Origin of the sequence: Legionella clemsonensis (assembly GCF_002240035.1) — a bacterium.
Taxonomy (GTDB): Bacteria; Pseudomonadota; Gammaproteobacteria; order Legionellales; family Legionellaceae; genus Tatlockia; species Tatlockia clemsonensis.
The window spans coordinates 3,108,464-3,124,869 of record NZ_CP016397.1 but is presented as its reverse complement, the minus strand read 5'-3'; the positions used below and the strand labels follow the sequence as shown (position 1 = coordinate 3,124,869).

Here is a 16,406-nt window from a genome sequence, read left to right as displayed (position 1 = left end):
AGGTGGGCTCAATGCCGACCTATTTTGTCATTCATAAATTTAAGTCAAAGTTTCTATTAATTTATCTCATTTAGTGCAAAAAATATTCAACTCTTAAGAAAACATTAAGGTTCTAATGGCATTATTCAGTATTAATAAGATTCTAATCACTTCGGACAAAGATATATCATGACTAAATCTGTAGAAAATAAACCTAAGAAAGTAATTACTGTAACAAACACAAGCATAAAAAAATCCTATGATAAAATTCATACCCTGGGTAAAGGGGCTTGGGGGAAAGTGGTTAAGGCAAGGAATTCACAAACAGGGACTATTAAAGCAATTAAAGTACAAAAAATAGAGGCTCATAAACCAAATAGTGCTGAACTAAAAGACGATATTCAAAGAGAAGCGTCAGTCGGTATTCATTTAGGATATACAGAGGGCCTTTTTTTTCAACCGAGCAAAAAAAGAGAAAGCTTGACCAAGGCTATTATGGTTAATGAGTATTGTCCTGGTACGAATATGGATGAACTCATTAAAGAAGGTAAGTATAGCGGCCAAGACTTTCTGGTAATTATGCGCGGTATGTTCCAAGAAATCTATCGACTGCATCAAGCGGGCGTGATTCATGGAGATGTGAAACCAGCCAATTTTATTGTAAATACTGATTTTACAGTCAAAGCAGTTGATTATGGTTTTTCGGCTATTAAAGGTCATGGTGAGTCGGTATCTCGTGGTACACCACTTTATTCTCCTTTGGAATTATTTATTGGAATTTCAATTAATCAAACAGCGGATATTTATTCTGCCGGTATTAGCATACTTGAGGGACTGCATCTAGTAAAAAAAGAAAGACTGATCCTAGCCAATCAGGAAACAAATATAATAAGACTTAGGCCCATTGGTGACTGGGAAAAAGGATTTGCTAAAGCTTTCCCTAACTTAAATTCTGAGCAAATTAACACACTATTGGAAATCATAAAAAAAATGATCAAGGAAAGTCCCACACAAAGACTTAAGCCTGATGAATTTAGCGAAATGCTGGAAACTTACGATAAAGAAATATTAAAAATTCCAGCAGTACCTAGCGTGGTAAACAATGTTGCAGAAATGGTTAATGATCTCATCGTCATGTTAGAAGATAGAATTAAAGTTGCAAAACCTTTGGAAAAAGAAGCCATTGAAAAAGCCTTAGGCATGCATGAGGAGTATACTGCAGTGCATTTAAAACAACCGAAAACGTTATATGCTTTAAAAGCCAAAATCACACAGGCAAATGAAGATACTTGCCAGGATTTTAATTTTGCTCGGCAAATTATGGGTGACTTGCGTGATATTATCAGCGAAAGACTTCCCGCTAATAAATTTACTGCTCCCACGATCAATCGAATATGGGATACGCTGATTCGACTAATTAATCGCTTTCTACCGGTTAAACCTTGGGCTCATTTAAGTGTGGAAGGTTCAGTTAGGGTGGCTCAAGAAGAGGTGGAAAAGAAGATTCAGCATAATTTCCAATCATAATTACACGGCTACTGGCTAATGGGTGCGAACCACTAGTTTATCATCCTTAGCCCACTCCAATTTCAGCTCGCAATTAGCAAGTTCTTTAGTATCAATCGGATAAAGAATTCGATTCGGCATGAAAAAATAGCTTAAAGGCATTGTCACTTGATAAGCTGGTTTAGGCGGGTTAATGACACAAATGGACCAGTTATTATTGTTTAGCTGCTGCACCTGCGCCTCAATTAAAGCCTGAAGTTGATAGAGTTGGTGCGGCTGGTAAAATTTTCTAATTCTCTCTATCTTTCCGCCAATCAAAAGAGTAACAGCGACAATAATCACCATTAGCGGAGCTGGCTTTGATAAACTATCCCATGCTGGTGATTTTGTTGCATCCAGGATTGCAAAAATAAGTAAGCAAAACCAAGGTAGAAAAAGCATATTAAAGTAACGATGAAACCCTAATATTTTTTTATTTTCATGGCCAACTGCAAAAACAATGGCTTGCAGGCAATACAACATCAGTAAATATAAGACAGCAAACAGGATAAAAACCATCATCGCCCTGTTGAGCCTGACTTTATCGATATCCTCGTTTTTTAAAGACCAATACCATAGCCCCGCAATGAACAAATAAAGTAATAGATAAGGTAGCTTAATGAGATAATCAAAACTGGCGAATAGCATTTCCTTAATGTACAGTTGTTGTACTTGGTGATAGGCAGGATTGAAAGGGTTAAGTGCCGCAGTGGCTGTTTTTAACGAAACCTCTTGGGAAAAACTGTGAAAATCATAGCTGCTAACATGAAATTTCCATAGAAATTTTGTCAGTAATACGGCAATCAACATGCTTAGGCAATGGAGCAAAATTTTGCGATTGTGTGATTCAACCAAGGCCAACAAAACTAAAGAAAGAATGGAAAAGGCAAGGCCTATTTCTTTAATAATGGAAAGAAAGAGGATGGGTAAAACTATCGACACAGGGTGTTCTTTGTTATAAATCAACCAGGTAATTGCCAATAAATAAGCAGCAACATAGGCATCAACTTCCATGCGGGCAAAGACAGTACCATAGGCCAGCGTAAACAGAATTAACCAAAGACTTAAACGAACGACCGAGCGAGCGATGGTTTTGGGATCGAAAAGTACCATCATGGCTGAAACGAGTATTAATCCTTGCGCAAAATAGCCTAACAGTTGGGAGTATTGGTGAGCCAAGGTATAAAGCAGATAATGGACACTGGCCATTCCTGGAATATAGGTAAGAAAGCTAGGATTAATGTAATTAGCATTGTCTGGTAATGCATGAAAGATGAATAAATACTTACTGATAGTACCCCAATAGGAATAATCGTCGATACTTCTGAATTTAAGGCCATAGGCGATGGAAAAGCACAAACCGCATAAAATCAAATAGGCCAGTGTGGTAAGGATGAACTGTTTGCACTGGGAGTTTTTTATGAGATAACTTAAATAAAGTATAAAAAATAGACCACCACATCCAAGCAAAATTATGCTTGCCGGTTGTGGAACTGCTCCTAAAAAGCTGTAAAAAATCACTAAACCTGAAAAACTGGTAGCGTTTACCAAACCGACAGACAATGTGCATTTTAGTAAGCGTGTAAAGAAAAATCCCCAGCCAATCAAGATAAAACAGAATAATATACAAAACAGCAGTACCATAATTATCCTCTGCCCGGATAAGAATTAAATTATGGAAGATTGAACTCTCCCATGAAATTTGTTAGCTTAGCCGAACTAACGTTGCTTTACTTATTGAACCAAAAAGTTGCTTATCATCTGCTTAGTTCAATAAAAAGTAAATAGAAGTAAGGTCTGTTGGCAGTACTTGCCTAGGGAAAATTCTTGATTGCCAGTTTCGGGGTTTATCCACAAATTCCAGTGATACAATAAGATTTTTAGATCTTACAACCAAGTCGCGGGACGTCGAGAATTATTTGAAAACAAGCCCTAAATTAAAAGGCAGTTTAATTGTGCCCGAAGTAATGAACGAAGTCATTTAACCATCGACTTTCGTGAACCAGGAAGTCCTGTTTATGCCATCCATAAATCCAGTTTTAATTATTCCAGCGTATAACCCTGATGAAGGGCTTATTCAATTATTAAACAAACATCGTGAGCTTTTTCCAGAGCAACAATGCATTATTGTGAATGATGGTTCTAACGCGGACTCCTTAAACGTGTTTAAACAATTGGAAGCAAACGGTTATATTGTTTTGCACCATGAGCAAAATCAAGGTAAGGGTGCGGCGCTTAAAACGGCGATGAATTATTACCTGGCTGTTTTTTCGGATAAATCTCCTGGGGTTATTACTGCCGATGCTGATGGACAACATAGCGTCCAGGATATTATCCGTCTTAGCCAGTGCTTTTATGCAGAGCCTTCAAAATTATATTTAGGGATTCGTCAAATGGCTAAGGCGACTATTCCTTTACGCAGCCGATTCGGTAATGTTCTCACTAAGTTTCTCTTTAATTTAATTACGCGCAGCAAGGTTAAAGATACGCAAACAGGTCTTCGAGGAATCCCTAATCAATTAATTCGCCGCTTGGTAATGACCTCCACGAAGCGCTATGAGTTTGAATTTGAAATGTTTTTCATTGCAAAAAAACTCCGTCTGTCGATAGAGCAATTACCGATTGAAACGATTTACATTGATAACAATAAAGGCTCTCATTTCAATCCCTTCTTGGATTCGCTCAGGATTTATTTTATCTTTTTGCGCTTTTGCTCGGTGGCTATCTTTTCTTTTTTGCTGGATTTCAGTTTGTTTTCGCTGATTTATTTTGTCAGCCAACAAGCTGCTTGGGCCGTATTTGGTGCCCGTCTTATTTCCGCCCCGGTCAATTTTATTTTAAACAAAAATTTGTCCTTTAAATCAAAAAAAAACCTGTTAGTGTCTGCTTTTCAATATAGTGTTTTGGTTGTAATAATGAGTGTGTCTTCATTTTACGTAATGAATTTAATTCATTACACGGGGTTGAGCATTTACCTCAGCAAAATCATTGCTGAATTTCTAATATTTATGGCCAATTTCCTCATTCAATATTTGGTAATTTTTACCAAGCGCACCAATTTTATTAGTCTTAGTGCCTAATCGTGTCATAGATAGCTATTTAATTAAGCCAGAAATGTAGGCTGGGCAACACAATATAGACCTGGGCTTAGTTCTCTGGATCTGTACCCAGGTTTGGAATATTGAGATTAATGTGCCTCGTCCCAATCCTGTCCCACGCCTATTGAAACTTGTAGAGGGACCGATAATTTTGCCGCATGTTCCATTAATTCACGAATGGTATGAATGGTTGCTTCGACATAAGCCTGATGTACTTCAAAAATCAATTCATCATGGACTTGCATAATCATTCTGCAGTGAGATTGCTGTTGGTGTTCTTGCCATTTGGCAATAGCAATCATGGCCTTTTTAATAATGTCTGCAGCCGTACCTTGCATAGGTGCATTAATAGCCATTCGCTCAGCCGCTTTTTGGCGAACCATGTTACGGGTATTAATTTCTGGTAAATGCAGACGACGGCCAAACAGTGTTTCAACATAGCCTTGTTGATGCGCTTGCTTTCGCGTACGCTCCATATACTCCAAAACGCCCGGGTAACGTTGAAAATAAGTATTCATGTAATTTTGCGCATCCTTTCGTTCAAGGCCGAGTTGTTTTGAAAGACCAAAGGCTGACATGCCATAAATTAAGCCGAAATTGATTGCTTTGGAGCGGCGGCGCTGTTCATGGCTCACTTCTTCTAAAGGAACCTGAAAAATTTCACTGGCAGTGGCGGTATGGATATCCCAACCCATGGAAAACGCCTTTAATAAATTTTCATCTTGCGATAGATGGGCCATGATCCGCAATTCAATCTGTGAATAATCGGCTGCAACTAGCACATGCTCAGGAGGAGCAACAAAGGCTTTGCGAATTAAACGCCCTTCTTCATTTCGAATGGGGATATTCTGCAAATTAGGCTCACTTGACGAGAGGCGACCTGTAGCAGCTACTGCCTGGTTATAACAAGTATGCACCCGATGAGTAAGAGGATTAATACATTTGGGTAATGCTTCAATATAAGTACTGACTAATTTGCTTAAGCTTCGATATTCAAGAATCACCGCTGGCAAGCGATAATCAAAAGCGAGTTCTTGTAAAACCGATTCAGCAGTAGAGGGTTGACCAGTTGGTGTTTTATTAAATACAGGCAGTTTCAACTTATCGAAAAGAACTTCTTGTAACTGTTTTGGAGAGTTTAAATTAAAAGGAAGGCCAGCAAGCTCTAGGGCTTCTTGCTCAAGTTCTGCCATGCGTAATTTTAAACGTTCTCCATGTTTCTCCAGGGTTTTCTCATCAATTAATACCCCTTGCAATTCCATTTCGGCAAGTACAGTTAATAAAGGAATTTCGATTTCCTTTAACACCTTTCTCAGAGATTCATCCAGCATGGGGTAAAGTTTATTATGCAGCCTTAGGCTAACGTCTGCGGCTCCTGCTGCATAAGGTGCTGCCTGCGTCACTGGAATTTGATCATAAGCCTGCTGTTTGCCCCCTTTGCCAGCAATATCTTCATAGCTGATGGTTTTATGTCCCAAATATTTCAATGCAAGTGAATCTCTATCATGTTTGCTTGCGTTACTGTTAAGCACATAGGATTCGAGCATGATATCAAAAGCGATGCCTTTTAAATGAATCCCATGCTTCTTTAAAACATTGTAATCGTATTTTAAATTCTGGCCTATTTTGCCAATTTGTGAGTTTTCAAGAATTGGTTTTAATGTCACTAATACTTTCTCACGCGCCAGTTGCATACTGTCGTCTCGGTGAGCCAATGGAATATAAAGAGGCTTATCTTCCTCCAAAATCAAGCCAATACCTATGATGGCTGCGTCCAACGAGTTTTTATTGTCTGTTTCAATATTAAGACAAAACTGCTGGCAGTTTTTAAGCTGTGCCACCAAATCAGTTAATTGTTTTTCGGTGTTAATAATGGAAAAATGAACGGGTAAAGGTGGTCCTAAGCCAATACTTGCCGTTTCTGCTTCTTCTTCACCCAGGAGCTCTTTCAACCAGGCTTTAAACTCCATTTCGCGAGTTAGTGCAATCAATTGCTCACGGTTCGCTTGTTTAACGGCTAAATCGGACAGGGTTAAAGGTAATGCCACGTCAGTTTTAATGGTTACCAAGCGTTTGGATAACGGTAGATGGGGCAGGCTCTCTCGTAAGTATTCGCCAATTTTACCACCAATGCCTGATGAATTGGCCAATAAATTATCGAGAGTTTGATATTCAAGTAACCACTTGGCCGCTGTTTTGGGCCCACATTTGGTTACGCCAGGAATATTGTCAACGCTGTCGCCAATTAAAGTGAGATAGTCAATCATTTGACAAGGAGCCACGCCAAATTTATTTTTAACCCCTTCTATATTGAGTACTTGATTAGTCATCGTATTAATGAGTGTTACATGCTCATTAACTAATTGCGCCATATCCTTATCGCTGGTTGAAATTAAAACCGCTTGACCTTGTGCAGTTGCCCAATGGGCAATAGTCCCAATGACATCATCAGCTTCAACACCTTCGATAATTAAAATGGGCAAACCCATGGCTTCCAATAAAGTGAGTAATGGTTGAAACTGACAATATAAATCATCGGGCATCGGCGCACGATGTGCCTTGTACTCAGGGTACCAATCATCCCTGAAGGTTTTTCCTTTGGCATCAAAAACTACAGCAATTTGTTCGGGTTTATAATCTTTGATTAAGCGTTTGACCATGTTGGCTACTCCATAGACAGCACCTGTTGGTTGTCCTTTGGAGGTAGTCAGCGGGGGAAGCGCATGAAATGCGCGAAAAAAATAGGAGGAGCCATCAATTAAAATTAGTGGTGCGGCCATTAGTCTGTCTCTTGTTGGGCTAAACGCTGACTAAGTTCTTCAACTCGGTCGCTTAAACTCTTTAAATTTTTGCGCATGAGTGGAATGCGTGTTACGGCTAATTCCTGCTCAATTGCTTTCTCTCTAGGTCTGGCGGGACTACCTAAGTATATATTCCCTTTCCTAAGATGTTTTTTAGGAGGTACACCGGCACGTGCGGCCAAGACAACACCATCGTCAATACGCACATGATCGCTAACACCGACATTTGCAGCAAAAACTACATTATTTCCACTGGTTGTGCTGCCTGCAATTCCAGTAAAAGCACACAATATATTGTGTTTACCCAGTTTTACGGAATGAGCAACCTGCACGAGATTATCTATTTTTGTACCAGCACCAATAACGGTTGAACCCAAAGTTGCTCTGTCAACCACAGTATTGGCACCAATTTCCACATCATCTTCAATAATTACATTTCCTACATGAGGAACTTTTAAATGCTGGTTATCTATAAAAGTATAGCCAAAACCATCCGAACCGATGACTGAGGAAGCATGAATAGCCACTCGTGCTCCAATCTGACAATCGTTATACACAGTAACATGAGGATGAATGGTGGTGTCTGGACCAATTGTTACATTGTCACCAATAGAAACATGGCTTTTTATGACACAATTGTTACCAATCTGTGTTCCCGCTTCAATGGTGACATAGGGACCTATAGCAACATCTTTGCCTAATACAACATCATCGGCAATAATAGCAGTGGGATGAATGCCAGCAGGTGTTTTCCTGGCTGGATAGAAATAGTTCAGCAGTTGGATAAACGCTTTGAAGGGATGAGCCACCTGAATGACTGATTTTTTGTTGCTTGTAACCGCAGGGTTTACCAGAATGGCAGCTGCAGCAGAATTTTCGGCCAGATTAATATTATCAGGGCCTTCTGCAAAAACCAGTGAACCTTCAATAATATTATCAATAGGTGCCAATGAAGAAATTTGAATTTTTTCATCACCAATCACGACTCCGTTAACTAGATTGGCAACCTCACATAGCAAAGCATTCATTAATGTACCTTATAATCGTGCAAAATAGAGCGATTATAGCGCGATGCTGCTTCAATTGTGAATCTTTATACCCGCCGTAACAGCAACGCGGCATTTGCACCACCAAACGCAAAGTGATTAGACAGGGCTATATCAATTTGCTGCTTGCGTCCGTGATTGGCTACATAATCCAAATCACAAGCCGGGTCGGGCTCTTCCAGATTAATGGTTGGTAATAAAAAATCGTGCTGTAAACTTAAGGTAGTGGCAATAATTTCCATTGCTCCAGCAGCACCAATGGCATGCCCAGTCATTGCTTTTTGTGCTGTTACAGGTATTTCATAAGCGCGTTTGCCGAAGACAGTTTTTATTGTTTCTGTTTCTGTAATGTCATTTAATTGAGTGCCTGTGCCGTGAGCATTAATATATTGCACATCGCTTATGGCAAGTTTAGCGTCATCCAGGGCAGCGTGAATTGCACGAACCTGTCCTTGTACATTGGGCGCTGTGACATGATAGGCATCACAGCTGGCGCCAAAGCCAATAATTTCTGCGTAAATTTTGGCTCCTCGGGCTTTGGCATGTTGCAAGTCTTCGAGAATTAAAATACCAGCCCCATCAGCCATGACTAACCCATCACGATGTTTATCAAAAGGTCGGCTGGCTAATTTCGGATTTTCATTTTGTGTCGACATAACGCGTAATTTACACCATGCCGCCATAATTGTTTCCCAGAGTAGAGATTCAGTACCACCACATACTGCCAGAGGCAATTGACCATTGGCAATCTGTTGGTAGGCATAGCCAATTGCTTCGGCAGATGAGACACAGGCATTGGAGATGGTGGAATTAGGTCCTCCAAGACCAAAAGCGATTGCAATATGATTGGCTACAGAATTGGGCATGCCACGAATCACACTAAGCGGTGGGATTTTTTTCCAGCTTTGCGTAAAAAATGTATTAAAAGCAGGCTCAAGTTCAGGTGTGCCGCCAAGACTGGTGCCAATGTAAGTCCCTGCTTTACTGAGCTCTTCTGACGTAAGTCCTGCTCGCTCAATGGCATGATGGGCACAATATAAGGCATATTGTGCGACACGAGGAAAACGATTTGATTTGTCAAAATTGGGTAAATGAGCTAAAGAGAGCGTAACTTCTCCACCAATTTGTGTTGGATAGGGGGAAGGGTCGTAAGCTTGAATGCGCCTTATGCCACACTCTCCCTTTGATGCTGCTTGCCAGAAAGCCTCAAGCCCATTACCGATGGAAGATACAATTTCCATCCCAGTGATGACCACTCTTTTTTTCATTCCATCCCCTCTGGCGCGTTCCCGTCGCAATAAAAAGCAAATACTAAAGCCTTTAGAAATTCTGTCAAGTTGTATTCAAGGTTATACATCCATCTTATCTTGACCGCAAATAAGCATTTCATCTGTCTCAAGCAGATGATTATAAATTTTTAGTATCAATTCACGTGAATGGTCATTGTCGTGATTGGTGGCGCTGTTAAATAAAGTAGCAATAATGACTCGATTACAAGGTACGTACATATAAACGGCTCTATAGCCTAAAGTTTCGCCTTCATAAAACCAATAGCGTCCAATTTTGGCATCATAGCCCTGAATAATTCCAAGACCAAAGCCATAGGGATTTTGCTCGGTGGTAGCAGAAATAGGTAGTCCTGAGCTCGTTGAGATAAGTCGCTGCATTTTTTCTTGTTGTGCTTTAGTCAAGAGTTTGTTTTCAATGAATAAATGTTCTACCCAATGAACCACATCTTCACTATTAGCAACGATGGCACCGGCAGCACCGGCCCAACTTAAATTATTTTCAGTGACATCCTGGCCCAGTAACTCAGGATTATCATAGACATTGTAGGAATAACCTCTAACCAGGCGTGGTAAGACATTAGCAGGATATTCAGGTATTGGATAAAACGTATTTTTTAAATTGAGAGGATGAATGATTTTATCAATAATCAGGGTTTGAAAGGGAGTATTGTAAGCTTTACTCAATATCTTATCCATTAAAATGTAGCCTGTATTGCTGTAAAAAAATCCAGGTTTTCGAGGTGGGTTAAACTCCTTAAAGTACACCAGATTAATTAAGTCATCCTGACTCCAATACTGACGTAAATTTTTACTCATGAAGTAATTAATTTTAGGCGCATCAGAATAATTGGGAAGACCGCTACTCATATCCATCAAGCTCATTATACTGACATCTCCCCAATGTGGATACTGCGGTAAATAAGTACTTAAAGTCGTTGTCAGTTTGAGCTTGGAATCACTTTCAGCAAGCAGAGCAATGGCTGCGGTAAACGATTTGGTAATACTGCCGATGTCAAAAAGAGAGTTGGCATCAATAGGGGGACTATCAGGTTTTTTATCGCGATGTCCTGTCACATAGGTGGATAATTCATCCTTCACTTTAATTGAAGCTTGAATGGCTGAAAAGGATTCCATGGTACCATATTTTTGCAAATGTTCTTGCAATAATTGCTGAACTGCTTTGTCTTTGAAATCAGTTGGTTGATTTACTATGGAGGCTGAGGCGAGCGTTGCAAAAGTCAGACAAACTAAAAACAATGCTTTCATAAATTCCTTTTACTTATCAACATGCCTCCAGAACAGGAGGAATCACTTTTTCTATGACTAAGCTAACATGAAGAGAAGTCTTATCGCAATCCTTGCATGAGAGAGGACAGGGTAACGCCGCTGATTTTGAGCCCCCAGCCTCTCTTTGCCTGCTTGCTATGCTTTATGCAGCAGGAGGAGATATCAGACGAGTTTGATCACTTTCTTCATTTTCATCAGGTAATTGTTTCAGCCACTGATTGGCAAACTCAGCCTCACGGTCAGTTTTGGCCTGGCTAAAGAAGAAGGATTTTCCAGCAAGCAATCGTCCGGCACCAATGACAAGGCCTATAATACTAACAACCATGATGACATCAGCAATCAGGCGCTCCTTATCATGACGATGAATAAATTCACTGTGAGCAGTCTTAAGAATAGCGCTTGCCTGTTCTTTAGCTGATTTATCGGATAAGCGAATCCTTACCGCCTCTTTATAAAAATTATTCAAAGAATCTGTATAGGCTTGACCAAATTGGCTATCTTCATTGGAATCCAGCTTATCATCATGAAATTTTTTAAGGGCTAACAAGTCAGCAACCAGCCCTGAAGAAAACTGCTTTTTCTCGCAAGAGGCAACAGCCTCCCAAAGTGTTTTATCTTTTAAAGCACTCTGCAGGAATAGAGACTTCTCAGGCTCTGGAATTGAGCTAAGATGAGCTTTTAATTTAGTCAACTGTTGTTCCAAGGGCGCTACTTTCGCATTTACCTGGACGGTTTGCTCCTTCAGTAGTGTAGTTAATGCTCTATGAATTTCTTCCAACGCTGGATAATAACTACTTACTGAATCAGAATCGGCAAGCGCTCTCTTACTAGCCGCCAAGGCATTAAAACCGTCTACTTTTTGCGATAGAGTTTGTAAACTGTTGTAAGTTTTTAATGCTTGATAAAAGTTCTGTTGTTTTTCTTTTTGCGCAAATTCGGTGCGGTAGCCCTCGGCGAGGAATTCAGGCAATGAAGTGAAGAAAGTTTGCAAAGCAGTAAATTGTTGTAGTTTTTTATCCACTTCTTCCAGCGTCGGTTCAATAATTACGGCATCAAATGAGGCAACACAAGCGTTAAAAGCTGATTGTGTAGCTGCCTTAAGCCGTTCCAGCTCTAAATCTCGTACATAAGAAGGTAATTTATCATAGGCAGCGCGTATTTTTGAAAATACTTCAGCCTGGTTATCAGCCTTTTCAAAAGCAGTGTACGCGACATTATATTCCTCCAAAAGTCTTCGTTGCTCTTGTAATTCGTTCTGTGCTGTTTCAATGATTTTAGCAAGTTCTGTCTGAAATACCTCAGGAAGTGCCTCGGCTTTTTCCTGTAAACGTTCTAAGGCTACATTTTTCTCATCCAAGGTGGTCGCGTTGTTAAAAGCTTCTTTTTGTGTATTAAAAGAAACCAGGCTTTCGCGTAACTCACCTAATCGAGCTAGTTTAAAGGGAATATTGTCTGCTCTGGCTTTAAATTTGTCCTCATTCTCAGAAAGCGCATCACTCATAGTTTGCCATAAAGCAGTATTATTAATAACACGAAATAATAAACGACTTTCCGCAGCGTTTAACTCCTCGAGACAAATAGTAGCTAGCTGCACCCCATTTAAAGCAGACAATTCTTCATCACTGATAGGATAGAAAAAATTACTGTCAAATGAGAAAGATTTGTCTAAGGTCGAAGACGTAAACAGAGGCATTAGTGTTTCTCTTCTTTCATTAAATGCGATAATGGCATCTGATAAGTGTTTTAAAACATCTTGCATGCCTTTCTCGTATTTTATTTTAATCTCTTGTGGATTAAGCTTAATTTTACTGGATTGAATCTCTTCTGTTATAAAATTATATTGGCCCTGTGCTGCTTTTAAAAAACCTATAATTTGATTTCCTGCAGAAGTAATATCTTGCAGTTTTTTCCAGGTAGGGTTCTCTTGGCTGTATTGGCGTGCAGGCTCTTCATAGGGTTGAAAACGATAAAGACCTAAGCTTTGCGGTTCTATAGTAGACAGGCGGCGTAAAATCGTGCTTTCACGGTAGTAGGGAACGAAAGCATGCCCGGCTTGTAACTCATCAGTCCTCTTTGCATTATAAGGAACTAACGCGTTTAAATTACGAGATGGGTGATGTTGCCATAAATTAAAAATTTCAGCCTGTTGGGTAAGTAGATCGATATAGTGGTTGTATTGCTTTGCAAGTTGTTGCAAATTGATTCTACTAAAGTCAATCCAAATGGCCTGTGCCAGGTTGAGTTCATCTTTATAGTTGACAAAGTTTGTTAAATCCTCAACGAAATCAGAAAAAACAGTTTCATTGTTTACTTTGCTAGACAAATCAATTGTTGATGTGTAAAGAATGCTCTGATAGAGATCAGTTTCTTTTATTTGCTGCAGAGAAACTTGTTCTTTTAATTGAGTAATTCTCCCCATACGATGCTTTAAAACTCTGGCAAATTCTTCAGTAACCTGGAAATAATTCCCATCTTTTTTTCCAAAGATCACATGTTCAAAAGCTGGAATATCAAGGTATTCTGCCAATTTTTTCTTAGTCTGTGCATCCAATAAATCTTCTGGTATTTGACTAAAAGCACTTGTTACTATATCCAGCAGAAAAGTTGCCATTGGACCTGATTTACGAGCTTTTTCTGCTTTTTCCTGAGCTGCTTTTACTAAAAGATTCTTTTCATCTTTAATTTCTTCCATAGCCAATGTTGTTGCTTCGCTCGCTTTTTGTAAGGCCTCTTTTTCTTCTGCCTCAAACTGCTGTATCAATTGCTCTCCTTTTTCTTCCATTTTTTTGGCGAAACGCTTCCCTTTTTCAGCAATTGCTGTGAATAAGCCTGCAATATTACGATAATTTTGAACATAACCTTTCGTATATTTTTTTAAATTTAAAAGTCCCTCATATTCTGCGGGGAAAAGAATATTTTCTTCCTCATTATTGGCATTTGTGGCAAAAAAGCGGAAAGCATCCCCCCAGTCTATGCGACCAAACTGAGAAATAATCTGCTCTAGAGGATGGGTACCTTGCGGCTTCAGGCAAACTATATTTCCGCTGTGAACACTATGAGCACAAAACAGCAAAGAAAACATAATTGACAAGGATAGGCCAAAATACTCGCCATTTTGTGTAAGCGCTGGGTAAGCTGAAGGACCATTTACCATCTCCCAGAAAGGATCGCGATCAGAGCCATCTTTATAGCCAGTACCGATGATTTTAAATAATTCGATAAAATTAATTTTAGGTTGAATGAGGGCATAGGAGTCGTCATCAAGTTGGATAAGATCGGCAAAGATAAGTGATTTTTCAGAGCCTTTGGGCAGTTTTTTTTCTGCAATTAAAGCTTTTACTATTCGATTAGTAAATTCCTTTAATAAAAGACCAGCAAATAGCTCAGTAAATAATTCTTTTTTATCCTTGGGTTGTTTAATAAGAAATTCTTCACTGCTACCTTTAGCTCGGTAAAAACCATCCACCTCACTTTTATTTTTACCAGCAGTTTTATCTTTATATTTTTCTAATACAAGACCATGATACTTAGGCATGCCTAAACTCGTTAAAATTGTAGTAATACTGATATAATAGTGTGCAAAAATTAAGGTAATATTAAGACAGAGCTATTTAATTTTGCTCATTGCCAAAATATTCCTGATATAGGCCAACAAATGATCCATCTTGTTCAATAGCCAAAATTTGTTGATTAAGCTGTTGAACTAAATTTACATTTTTGGGTAGGCTCATAATGCTTACTCCGAAGCCAACAGACATTGGCTTTCCCAGCATTTTAAATTGACCACCTCCATTTTGTTCCCAGTAATAAGCCGCTGATTCATGGACAAAGGCTGCGGCTATTGTTCGATTACGAAGTGCCGATACCAAATCTTCTATATCGTTAAAATTTTGAAATTTAAACAACCCAGGATAATTTACATTGAGGAAATCTGAATAAACATTTGACGCCTGTTCTCCTTTCATAACGCCTATGGTTTGTTGAGCTAAATCGCTGATGCTTGAAGCCGGATTGTCTTTTAAAACCAGAAACTCGCCTTTGCTTAGCATGTAAGGCAGAGTGAATATATATTTTTTTTCTCTTGCTTTTGAAATGACAATACCACCGATGGCGAGATCGATGTTGCCGTTGTCAAGCGCTGTAAAGAGTTTATTAAAATCCATGGGAATTAAGGCACAGTCAGTCTTCATTCTTTGGCATAGAAGATTAATCAGGTCGATATCAAAACCTTCATTAATAGACATCACGAAAGGAGGATAAAAAAATACAGTACCTACTCTTATTGTTGCATGAGCAGAATAAAGAGTGCATGAAAAAAGAAGAAAGAAAAAAACTGCTTTAATTTTGTTCATTTCATCGTCCAAATTGATAAAGCTGTTTTAACAGTTACTTCTCTTGCAATATAAGTGTAGACCAGAATGGCTGAATTTTTTACAATTAGGTTGAACCAATTTGATGAATCTTAAAGTAAATTCCAGCTATGTATTAATGTTCGCAAAGGGATCGTCCAGTAGTCGCTGATATTGGCTGTTTTAAAACCAAGACGAGTATAAAGATTAATGGCATTTTGATTAGTAGTTTCTACATCGAGCATCAGCTTGTTCTTACCTATAGACAAGGCTTGATTAATGCAATAAGACAGTAATTCTCCACCCCAGCCCTGTCTTTGATATTGCGGTAAGATGGCAATGTCAGAGAATATTGCTCCCTTGGGTTGCCAATGAATATGCGCTTTACCAACGCCAACATGATTATGCAAAGCTAACAGTAAGGTATAATGACTATCATTCAACAACAGGTTAAAGCGGTTCATCATGTTTTCCTGCTGTCCTGAAAAACACGCTTCATCGATGGAACATAGAGTAGGTATATCGTCTAAAGTGGCTTTTCGTATTTGCAGTTTTGGATTGGATAGGAAAATGGGTTCATAGCTTTCCCTCAGCATCTTATATTCGCTATTCCGATAAAGAAATTTTTGTTCTGTTAACCAATGAGAATTAATTACTGTTGGGCTGGAAAAAATAAGAGTATGCATTTCTTTGGCTATTAAAAGAGGAGTGATAGTGGTTAGCAGTTGTTTTGCTATTCCTCGTCGACGATGTGCAGGAGCGATAAGGAGACTTACTTCGCAAGCATCTTCATAAAAGAAATAAACACTCAAAAAACCCAGTAACTGATCGTCTTGAAAATAAAATACATTGTTTTCTGTGGGACGCTTTTGTAGAAGAAGGTGATTATAAATAGTAGGCGTTCCGCCATCCCGTTCGCGACATAAAGCCGATAGATCCTGAATCGCTTGTAATTGAGCCTCGTTGACTTGATTGTTACAAATGATCATGACTTTTTCTTCTTAAATAAAAT

10 protein-coding genes are annotated in these 16,406 nt (G+C 39.1%); 2 read left to right on the top strand and 8 right to left on the bottom strand.

All coding sequences use genetic code 11. The features are described 5' to 3' along the window. The first annotated feature begins 168 nt into the window (after nt 1–168). Nucleotides 169–1,506, top strand: coding sequence for a protein kinase domain-containing protein (locus clem_RS13940; protein WP_094092103.1), 1,338 nt, complete (start codon nt 169–171; stop codon nt 1,504–1,506). A gap of 15 nt (nt 1,507–1,521) precedes the next feature. Here clem_RS13940 and clem_RS13935 read toward each other — a convergent pair whose 3' ends face one another. Continuing rightward, nucleotides 1,522–3,168, bottom strand: a complete 1,647-nt coding sequence (locus clem_RS13935; protein WP_094092102.1) for a hypothetical protein — start codon at nt 3,166–3,168, stop codon at nt 1,522–1,524. Nucleotides 3,169–3,542: 374 nt separating this feature from the next. Here clem_RS13935 and clem_RS13930 point away from each other — a divergent pair, with 374 nt between their 5' ends. Next, nucleotides 3,543–4,604 carry a bifunctional glycosyltransferase family 2/GtrA family protein gene (locus tag clem_RS13930; protein WP_094092101.1) on the top strand — a complete coding sequence of 354 codons (1,062 nt, stop codon included), beginning with the start codon at nt 3,543–3,545 and terminating at the stop codon, nt 4,602–4,604. Nucleotides 4,605–4,711: 107 nt separating this feature from the next. Here clem_RS13930 and polA read toward each other — a convergent pair whose 3' ends face one another. The 7 genes from polA to clem_RS13895 all read right to left on the bottom strand — a co-directional run bounded on the left by polA (nt 4,712) and on the right by clem_RS13895 (nt 16,383). After that, entirely contained in the window at nt 4,712–7,402 is a 2,691-nt protein-coding gene (polA, locus tag clem_RS13925; RefSeq protein ID WP_094092100.1) for a DNA polymerase I, read from the bottom strand. After that, complete coding sequence (gene lpxD / locus clem_RS13920) at nt 7,402–8,451, bottom strand: UDP-3-O-(3-hydroxymyristoyl)glucosamine N-acyltransferase (RefSeq protein ID WP_094092099.1); 1,050 nt, start codon at nt 8,449–8,451, stop codon at nt 7,402–7,404. Before lpxD ends, polA begins: the two co-directional genes overlap by 1 nt. Nucleotides 8,452–8,516: 65 nt before the next feature. Beyond that, nucleotides 8,517–9,737, bottom strand: coding sequence for a beta-ketoacyl-[acyl-carrier-protein] synthase family protein (locus clem_RS13915; protein ID WP_094092098.1), 1,221 nt, complete (start codon nt 9,735–9,737; stop codon nt 8,517–8,519). Between the two features lie 81 nt (nt 9,738–9,818). After that, nucleotides 9,819–11,024: a serine hydrolase domain-containing protein gene (locus clem_RS13910; protein WP_094092097.1), complete on the bottom strand. Its 1,206-nt coding sequence runs from the start codon at nt 11,022–11,024 to the stop codon at nt 9,819–9,821. 163 nt (nt 11,025–11,187) lie between these two features. Next, nucleotides 11,188–14,580, bottom strand: a complete 3,393-nt coding sequence (locus clem_RS13905; protein ID WP_094092096.1) for a LepB GTPase-activating domain-containing protein — start codon at nt 14,578–14,580, stop codon at nt 11,188–11,190. A gap of 76 nt (nt 14,581–14,656) precedes the next feature. Beyond that, nucleotides 14,657–15,289: a transporter substrate-binding domain-containing protein gene (locus clem_RS13900; RefSeq protein WP_198333137.1), complete on the bottom strand. Its 633-nt coding sequence runs from the start codon at nt 15,287–15,289 to the stop codon at nt 14,657–14,659. A 218-nt stretch (nt 15,290–15,507) separates the two neighbouring features. Next, nucleotides 15,508–16,383, bottom strand: a complete 876-nt coding sequence (locus tag clem_RS13895; protein WP_094092094.1) for a GNAT family N-acetyltransferase — start codon at nt 16,381–16,383, stop codon at nt 15,508–15,510. Nucleotides 16,384–16,406: the final 23 nt, after the last annotated feature.